At 71.8% G+C, this 8,748-nt stretch carries 6 protein-coding genes and 2 pseudogenes; 6 read left to right on the top strand and 2 right to left on the bottom strand.

The window, feature by feature from the left end:
* The 6 genes and pseudogenes from ASJ79_RS33150 to mycP form a co-directional block, all read left to right on the top strand.
* Positions 1-558, top strand: a pseudogene (locus ASJ79_RS33150) (hypothetical protein); the annotation flags it as partial.
* Positions 555-848, top strand: a complete 294-nt coding sequence (gene esxG, locus ASJ79_RS12445; RefSeq protein ID WP_067955536.1) for a type VII secretion system protein EsxG — start codon at positions 555-557, stop codon at positions 846-848. The pseudogene ASJ79_RS33150 and the gene esxG, both read left to right, overlap by 4 nt.
* Before the next feature lie 35 nt (positions 849-883).
* The gene (locus ASJ79_RS12450; protein ID WP_067955538.1) at positions 884-1,171 is read left to right on the top strand and encodes a WXG100 family type VII secretion target; all 288 of its coding nucleotides are present in this window, start codon (positions 884-886) and stop codon (positions 1,169-1,171) included.
* Between the two features lie 9 nt (positions 1,172-1,180).
* Positions 1,181-2,053 (top strand): ESX secretion-associated protein EspG, encoded by an 873-nt coding sequence (locus ASJ79_RS12455; protein WP_067955540.1) that lies wholly within the window; start codon positions 1,181-1,183, stop codon positions 2,051-2,053.
* Positions 2,041-3,504, top strand: a complete 1,464-nt coding sequence (gene eccD, locus ASJ79_RS12460; RefSeq protein WP_067955542.1) for a type VII secretion integral membrane protein EccD — start codon at positions 2,041-2,043, stop codon at positions 3,502-3,504. Before ASJ79_RS12455 ends, eccD begins: the two co-directional genes overlap by 13 nt.
* Positions 3,504-4,871, top strand: a complete 1,368-nt coding sequence (gene mycP, locus ASJ79_RS12465; RefSeq protein WP_067955544.1) for a type VII secretion-associated serine protease mycosin — start codon at positions 3,504-3,506, stop codon at positions 4,869-4,871. Before eccD ends, mycP begins: the two co-directional genes overlap by 1 nt.
* Positions 4,872-5,458: 587 nt before the next feature.
* Here the strand turns inward: mycP and ASJ79_RS12470 are convergent.
* A pseudogene (locus tag ASJ79_RS12470) lies at positions 5,459-7,945 on the bottom strand (arabinosyltransferase domain-containing protein); the annotation flags it as partial.
* 4 nt (positions 7,946-7,949) lie between these two features.
* Positions 7,950-8,748: arabinofuranosyltransferase (locus ASJ79_RS12475; RefSeq protein ID WP_197420190.1), on the bottom strand; the 799-nt coding region annotated here is incomplete at its 5' end.

Below are 8,748 nucleotides of genomic sequence, written 5' to 3' on the forward strand. Positions count from 1 at the left end.
CTGGAATACCTGTGGGGCGTACTGACCGTCGACGACGAGTTCCACCCCCTCTGGGCTCACGACCGTCCCGCGGAACGTCGGGCCCTCACGGACTTCCTCACACTGGTGCCCTACGCGGTCGCCGGCCGCGATCCCGGAGAGGGCTTCTCGCCGACGGTGCGCGACGCCACCAGCGCCAAGGCTCCGGCATCGGGCATCCCGGCGGCGGCATCGGGGATCTCGGCGTCGGCCGCGGAACGGCGCAAGCGCAGGCGCCGGCAGAAGGACGAGATCACGGGCCGTGCCTATGCCGACGCGTACGCCGACTACGAGCCCGAGCCCGACGACGAACCACCGGCACGACAGGAGCCGCGGATCGCCGCCACCGAGCGCGGCGCCGGCCCGATGGGCTTCGCGGGCACCGTGTCCAAGGACGACGAACGGGCTGCCGGACTGACGCAGCTGTCCGGTGACGCCTTCGGCGGCGGACCGAAGGCCCCGATGCTGCCGGGGACCTGGGATCCGAACACCGACCCCGACGATCGCCACAACCACCACGAAGGAAAGGAAAACCCATGAGCATGCTGGACGCTCACATCCCACAGCTGGTCGCTTCCGAGGCGGCCTTCGGCGCGAAGGCCGCGTTGATGCGCAGCACGATCGCCCAAGCCGAGCAGGCGGCGCAGTCCTCGCAGGCGTTCCACATGGGTGAGTCGTCGGCCGCGTTCCAGGCCGCGCACGCCCGCTTCGTGGAGGCCTCGGCGAAGATCAACGCGCTGCTGGACCTCGCGCAGGCCAACATCGGCGACGCCGCGGCCTCCTACGTCGCCGAAGACGCCGCTGCGGCAAGCAATTACACCGTCATCTGAGCCTGCCGACCGACACCTCACGGAAAGAGACCTCGATGTCACAGATCATGTACAACTACCCGGCGATGCTCGCGCACGCCGCCGAGATGAACAGCTACGCCGGAGCCCTGCACGCTGTCGGGGCCGACATCGCCAGTGAGCAGACCGCGCTGCAGAGCGCCTGGCAGGGCGACACCGGTATGACCTACCAGGCCTGGCAGGCACAGTGGAACGGTGCGCTGGAGGAACTGGTCCGGGCCTACCGCGCGATGGCCTCCACCCACGAGATGAACACGACGTCGATGGCCGCGCGCGATCAGGCCGAAGGCGCCAAGTGGGGCTGATCGGTACCCGTGCGCGCTAATGCCGTCGAGCTGACCGCCGACGCGGCCTGGTTCCTCGCGGACATCGTCGGGGCCGGGACGTTCCCGTGGGTGCTGGCGATCACGCCGCCCTACAGCGACCACTCGCAGCGGGCGCGGTTCGACGCCGAACAGGTCGAACGGCTGACCCGGATGGGCGTCATGAGCGCCGACCGGATCGTCGATCCCGCAGTGGCCCGGTGGATCCGGTTGGTGTGCCGGCCCACGCAGTGGCTGGAGCTCCGATTCGTCGGGGAACACGGGGCGATGCTGCGGGGCATCATCGCCCGCGACGCGTCGCGGACGGTCGTGGCGCTGCGCAGCGGCGGACTGGTCACCCTGACCGAGATGCAGATCGATCATCCGCAGGCGTTGGTGCCGGTGCTGACGGTCGGACTGTCGGGGCGCTCGCCCGCGCGGTTCGCCGAGTTCTCGCTGCCCGCCCGGGTCGGCGCCAAGGCCGACGACCAGATCCGCAGAGGCGCCTCGATCCAGGACCTGCTCGACTACCTCGGTGTCCCCCCGTCCGCGCGCCCTGTGGTGGTGGCCGCGTTCGAGGAGGCCCGCACCTACGTCGAGATCGTGGCCGGTGAGCACCGGGACGGCCATCGGGTCAGCACCGACGTCGGGGTCAGCATCGTCGACACGACGGCCGGCCGGGTGCTGGTCAGCCCCGCCAAAGCCTATGACGGGGAGTGGATCTCGACGTTCGCGCCCGGGGAGCCGGTGGCCGTCGCCGCCGCCGTGGAGCGGCTGACCGCCGCGCTCCCGGACGGGCCGTGGTTCCCCGACCAGCCCGTCACCAGAGACTTCGACGACCGCCGGGTCGACAGCAGAAGAAGAGAAGAGATATGCCACCGCTAGACACGAACACCCTCGGCTCCACCGGCGCCGTGATGCCGATCGTCCGCGTCGCCGTCCTCACCGCGGCGGTGGGCGACGAGGACGCCGCCGACCGGAGCGGGCGGATCACCGAGATCGCCCTGCCCGCCGAACTTCCGCTGCGCGAGATCATCCCGGCGGTGCAGCGCATCGTGACGCCCAGCGACGACGCAAGCGGTGCCGCCGGGCAACTCAGCCTCGCGCCGATCGGCGGTGCGCCGTTCAGCCTGGACGCGACCCTGAACACCGTCGGCGTCGTCGACGGCGACCTGCTGGCGCTGCAGCCGGTACCCGCGGGCCCGCCGGCGCCCCGCATCGTCGAGGACATCGCCGACGCCGCCATGATCTTCTCGGCGTCCCGCGAAAAGCCTTGGGGGATCGCCAACATTCAGCGCGGAGCCACCGCGGCGGTGATCGCGCTGATCCTGGTCGCCACCGCGCTCGCCGTCGCCCACCGGGTGTTCACCGATTCGCTGATCGGCTTGTTCGCCGTCAGCGCGGTCGCCATCGGCGCCGTGCTGGGTGCCCTGCTGGCCCGGGCCGGCTCACCGCGACTCGCGACGGCGCTGGCCGCTGCCGCGCTGCCTTCGGTGGCCGCGGCGTTCACCCTCGCCGTCCCCGGTGGGTTCGGCGCCTCCAACATCGTGCTGGGTGCCGCGGGCGTTGCGGCCTGGTCGGTCATCAGCATCACCGTCGGGGAGCGCGCCGTCGCGCTGTTCACCGCCGCGGCCGCGGCGGCGCTCGGTGTCCTGCTGGTCGCCGCGGCGGCGGCGGTGTGGACCCTCACCCCGGTCCACGTCGGCTGCATCCTCATCCTGGTGGCGCTGATCGTCACGGTGCAGGCCGCGCAACTGTCCGCGATGTGTGCCCGGCTGCCCGTGCCGGTGATCCCCGCGCCGGGTGACCCCACCCCGTCGGCCCCGCCGTTGCGGGTGCTCGAAGACCTGCCCCGGCGGATCCGCGCGAGCGACGAGCACCAGACCGGGTTCATCGCCGCCGGGGTGCTGCTCGGCGTGGCCGGGTCGGTCTTCGTGGTGTGGCCCGGTGTCGGCGGTGACGGCGTCGCGTCCCCGTGGGCGTGGTTCCTGGTGGGCGCCACCGCGCTCGGCGCCGTGCTGCGCGCCCGGGTCTGGGATTCGGCCTCCTGCAAGGCGTGGCTGCTCGGTCAACCGTTCCTGATCTCCGCGGTGCTGCTTGGCGTCTTCGCCGTGACCGGCCGTTACGACGCGGCGTGGTGGACGCTCGGTGCGTTCGCCGTGCTCGTCGCGGCCTGGGTGGTGGCCGCACTGAACCCGCGCATCGCCGAGCCCGAGACGTACTCGCTGCCCATGCGCCGCGTCCTCGGCTTCGCCGCCGCGGCCGTGGACGCGTCGGTGATCCCGGTGATGGCCTACCTGGTGGGGCTGTTCGCCTGGGCCCTGAACGGATTCTGATGCGGCGCGCACGCGCGGCGCTGGCGGTGACGGTCGCGATGCTGGCGGTCGGTGCGCCGTCGGCTGCGGCGATCACCCCGCCCCAGGTCGACCCCGCCACGCCGCCGCCCAGCGGTAGCGCAGGGCCGGTCGGGGCGATGGCGCAGCGCACCCCGTGCGTCAGCGGCACCGTGATCCCGGGCAGCGATCCCGCGGCGGTCAGCCCGAACCAGTCGGCGCTGAACCTGCCCGAGGCATGGACCCACAGCAGAGGTGAAGGCCAGACCGTCGCGGTGCTCGACACCGGGGTCAAGCCGGGACCGCGGCTGCCCGACGTCGAACCGGGTGGCGATTACGTCGCGTCCGGAGACGGCCTGACCGACTGCGACGGCCGGGGCACCCTGGTCGCGGGACTGATCGCCGGACAGCCCGGCGCGGACGGTTTCTCCGGCGTCGCGCCGGCCGCACGCCTCTTGTCGATCCGGGTGTCCTCGCCGCGGTATGCGCCGCGGGACCTGGGGGAGGACCCGGTCGTCACCCGCGCCACGCTCGAAGCGCAGGCGCTGGCGCGCGCGGTCGTGCGCGCCGCGGACCTGGGTGCGCGGGTGATCAACATCTCCGCCGTGACATGCGTGCCGGCCGGTAAGAACTTAGACCAGAGCGGCCTCGGGGCGGCGCTGCGGTACGCCGCGGTCGACAAGGACGCCGTGATCGTCGCCGCCGCGGGCGACAGCGAGGGCGGCGCGGCCGGCGGCTGCGGGTCGAACCCGCTCAGCGACCCGGCGCTGCCGTCGGATCCACGCAACTGGGCGGGGGTCTCCACCATCTCGATCCCGGCGTGGTGGCAGGAGTACGTGCTGTCGGTCGGGTCGCTCGGATCCGACGGCAGGCCTTCGCCGTTCACGATGGCCGGGCCGTGGGTCGGCATCGCCGCGCCCGGCGAGAACATCACGTCGGTGAGCAACGACGACACCGGAGGCCTGGCGAACGGCCTTCCCGGCGCCCAGGACCGGATCGACCCGGTCCGCGGCACCAGTTACGCGACGGCGTACGTGTCCGGCGTTGCGGCGTTGGTACGCAGCAGGTTTCCCGACCTGACGGCACCGCAGGTGATCGAGCGTCTCACCGGCACCGCCCAGTCGGCGGCCCGGTCCCCGTCGAACGTCGTCGGGGCGGGCCGCATCGACCCGGTCGCGGCGCTGACGTGGAATGTCCCGGCCGCCACCGAGATCGACCCCGCGGCGGTCAAACCGGTCGCCGCCCCGCCCCCGCCGGAGACCAGGGATCCCGTCCCGCGTGTGGTCGCGTTCGCCGGGGTGGGGATTCTGGCGCTTGTCGTGCTCGCCGTGTTCGTGGTGAGCGCGAAGAGGAAGGAGACCTCGTCATGACCGTCCGGCTCACGCTGGCCGCGTTGTTCGTCATCCCGGCGGTGATGGCCTACCCGTGGCAGTCCGTCCCCGAGCGGTGGCTGCTCGGTGTGGCGATCGCCGTGGTGGTGGTGCTGTTCGCGTGGTGGCGGGGACAGTTCCTCACCACCGTCGCCGGCCGCAGGCTCGCAATCGTGTTCCGCCGCGGCCGGATCCCGGAGGCGGCAGCGTCCGGTGAATACGCCACCGTGACGCTGCGGCTGGAACCGCGGGAGGCCACCGAGCTGCCTCTGGGCCTGGTGGCCGGCTACCTGGACCGCTACGGCATCGGCTTCGACAAGGTCCGCGTGACCAACCGCGATGCCGGCGCCGCCCCCGCCACCTGGGTGGGCCTGACCCTCGCCGCGGCGGACAACGTCGCGGCGCTGTCGGCACGTTCACCGCGAATCCCGTTGCGCGACACCGCCGACCTGGCCGGCCACCAGTCCGGTCAGCACGTGATGCGCTGCAGCGCACCGCATCGCGAGCCTCGGGGCCAGCGCGAGCCCGGCCAGCGACACCACGGCGAGCGCGGCGCCGACCACCTCCGGGCCGGGAATCACATTGCCGACACCCGCCGCGGCGGTGGTGCCGCCCTCGGTGCCGGCTTCGCTGCCGGTATCGCCGTCACCGTCGGTGTCGGCGAAGTTGTCCGCGCCGGGCTGCTCCATGACCGGGTCGGCCGACAGATCTGACGGAATACCGTTGGGGCTGAACCCCTCTGCGGTCACGTCCCCGAGCGCGTCGCCGACCGGAACCCCGACCGGGGCCAGCAGGCCGGCGTTGGCGTCCTGTTCGACCAGCACGTCCTCGGCCATGCCGCACGTCTTGCCGGTCAGCGCCTGCAGGTTGGACCGGCCGACCGTCCACGCCGGGTACTGGCCCAGCATCGCGACCGTCAACGAGACCACCTCGAAGGTGACCAGCGCCCAGGTCGCGACGGCCAACGGTGCGCGGGCGATCCGCTTTCCGCGTCGCAGGGCCCCGTCGGACGGCGGTACGTCGCGTCCCGAGAAGTGCAACCAGGCCGCCACCAGCAGGGCCACCACCGACAGCCCCAGCAGCATCGTGGTGAACCCGAACTTCCACTCCGGGAACGAATTCGACCAGGGCACCCCGAAATTGGAGACGTACCACCAGCCGTTGACGGTCGCGAACGACAGCGCGGTCAGGAACAGCACCGCGGCGGTGAAGATGGCGCGGTTGCGCGGTGAACGCATCGCGGCCGCGGAGATGGCGACCGCGGCGAGCGCGCCGAGGGAGCCGGCCAGTCCGGCGAACACCCCGAAGTGATGGGTCCACTTGGTGGGGGTGAACATCATGGCCAGGAACGAGATGACGGTGATGCCGGTGATGCGCAGGCTCGGCCCCCTGGCGGTACCGGGAATCCGGCCCTTGCGCAACATCATCGCCACGGAGACCACCAGTGCCAGCAGCAGCGTGAGGACGGCGAAGCGGCGCGCCACCGAACCGTCGGGGCTGGTGGTGAACAACCGCGAGTAGCGGATGTGCTCGTCGAACCAGGCCAGGCTCGGGCCGACGGCCGACTTGAAGCTGCTGGCCTGCAGCTCGGCGGCCAGGGTCTGGTCCCGGAAGATCAGGAAGATCGTGACGGTGCCCGCGGCGGCGATCGGCGCCAGCAGCGCCCAATAGCCGAACCGCGAGACATGGGCTGCGACAATGGTTTTCAGCGGGCCGATGGCGACGATCAGGGCGCCGACCGCGGCGATGCCGGTCGGGCCGGAGAACAGGGTCAGCGCGCCGATGATGATCGCGACGGCCACCGGCAGCAGCCGGCTGGTCGCGACGCCGCGCTCGACCGAGCACCAGGTCAGCAGGATGCCGAGCGCGATGATCGGTTCGGGTCGCAGCCCGTTGTTCAGCGGCAGCCAGAACGCCAGGAACAGGCCGGCCGCCGTCCACGCCGCGGCGCGGCTGTGTTTGACCGCCGAACCGAGGCGCGGGATGACCTCCCGGCTGATCACCCACCAGCACGCCAGTGCCATCAGCAGGGTCGGCAGCCGCATCCACACGCTGGCGGTGGAGACGTGCGCCCACAGCGCGAGCAGGTCGTAGTACCAGCCGAACGGCGCCTCCGGAGTGCCGAACCACCGGTAGTAGTTGGCCATGTAGCCGGCGTTCTCGGAGACCCGAGCCATCGTCAGGATGTAGCCGTCGTCGGCGGTGTTGGCGCCGACGAAGTGCCACCACACCAGCACCGCGGCCACCAGGCCGTCCAGCGCGGACAGCGACCACCAGCGCGGCGGCAGGAAGCGCTTGTGTCGGCGCCCGTCGGCGCTGTCGAGCACGTGCAGCGCGCCCAGCGACACCACCGTCATCGCGACGCCGACGACCATCACCAGAAGTTTCAGCAGCGTCGGCGAGGTGCTGTAGCGGGTGTCGACGGTCGCGGAGAACTGCAGGTCCGGCGGCGCGGGGCCGGACAGATCGGTGAAGACGCCGACGATCTGCGGGCGGAAGTCGTAACCGCCGCGTTCGCCGCGCAGCGGCTCGGCGGGCCGGGCCGGGTCTGCAGCGTCGGGTTGGGTCTGCAGGCCCACGAACTCGCCGGTCACCTTGTCGGCGTGCGCGGTGAACCGCAGCTCCTCGCATGCCGGGCTGAGCACCTGGTCCAGCGGCGCGCTGACCACGGGTGTGTTGCGGACGATGACGAGGAGGTCGTTGTTGACCCGCTCGATGAGCAGGCCGCGGTCGACGGCGTTGGGCGCCTGCTTGGGGACCGTGGACAGCAGCACGGTACGGCCGGGCCGGTCCAGCCCCGCGGCGGCGCTGCACGGGATGGTGATCTCCAGGTCGGTGGCGACGTAGCCGATCAACGCCGCGTCGACGCTCTGCAGCACACCGTTCTGCGGCCAGTTCAGCTGCGCGGTGGTCTGGTTGACCGGCAGCAGCGGCGTCGCGACGGCCAGCAGGGTGCCCAACAGTCCGGCCACGATCGCGACGAGCCGCGCGGCGCGGTGGTTACGCCCCGTCGCATCCGTCGGTTCCGCCGCCGACGCTTCTGTCGGCTCGGCCGACGCCGGCTGCTGGACCACGGGGCTAGATGGTAGATGGCTTGCGGATGGCCAGCACGAATGGCCCGACGGTGGACACATCGAACCGCGGGTCGTCGAACAGCGCATCGTCGAGCGCGACGTGGTAGCGGCGCACGTTCGGCTGATTGGGGTAGACGTCCTCGGCCAGACGCAGCGTGTAGGTGTCGTTGGCGCCGCGGCGCATCAGGAACACCGACGGCGGCTCCCACGGCATGCTGTCGAGAGCCTCGATGAACTGGTCGGCGTCGGTCAGCATCGCCCAGCCCTCGATGGCGCCGGCGCGCTGGTCGAACTGGGCCAGCGGGTTCGCGTAGTGCGAGGTCAGACCCTGGAACCCGTAGTAGGGGTAGAAGGACAGGAAGCTGTAGTCGGCGGTCAGCACCACGGTCTCGTTGCGGGGCCGGCCCGTCACCTCGAGGATGCGGTCGTCGATCTCCCGGTAGTACTGCTCGGCGCCGGGCGGGCGGCGGTCGGCGCGTTCGCCGTATCCGTCGGTGTCGGTGTAGGCGACGACGATGTCGGAGCGCAGCACGTCGGGGATGTCCTGGCTGAACGTCACCGCGCCGAGCGCGCCGACGGCCGTGGCCACCGCCACCACCTTGGACGCGTTGGCCGGCCGCACCCGGTGTGCGGCCACGCGCGTGAGCTCGATGAACCCGAACGCGCCCGCGGCGGTCAGCAGGATGGTCAGGGTGGGCTGCAGCCGGAACGAGAGCAGCGTGGTGCCCAGCAGGGTGGTCAGCATGGACAGCAGCGACCACGCGTAGACGGTCAGCACGGCGACGGCCAGCGCGCCCGCGCGG

Origin of the sequence: Mycobacterium sp. NAZ190054 (assembly GCF_001545925.1) — a bacterium.
Classification (GTDB): domain Bacteria; phylum Actinomycetota; class Actinomycetes; order Mycobacteriales; family Mycobacteriaceae; genus Mycobacterium.

Bases quoted from the DNA above. Each gene is read 5' to 3' on its own strand.
- mycP (WP_067955544.1), top strand. From the start codon at position 3,504: ATGCGGCGCGCACGCGCGGCGCTGGCGGTGACGGTCGCGATGCTGGCG.
- esxG (WP_067955536.1), top strand. From the start codon at position 555: ATGAGCATGCTGGACGCTCACATCCCACAGCTGGTCGCTTCCGAGGCG.
- eccD (WP_067955542.1), top strand. From the start codon at position 2,041: ATGCCACCGCTAGACACGAACACCCTCGGCTCCACCGGCGCCGTGATG.
- ASJ79_RS12450 (WP_067955538.1), top strand. From the start codon at position 884: ATGTCACAGATCATGTACAACTACCCGGCGATGCTCGCGCACGCCGCC.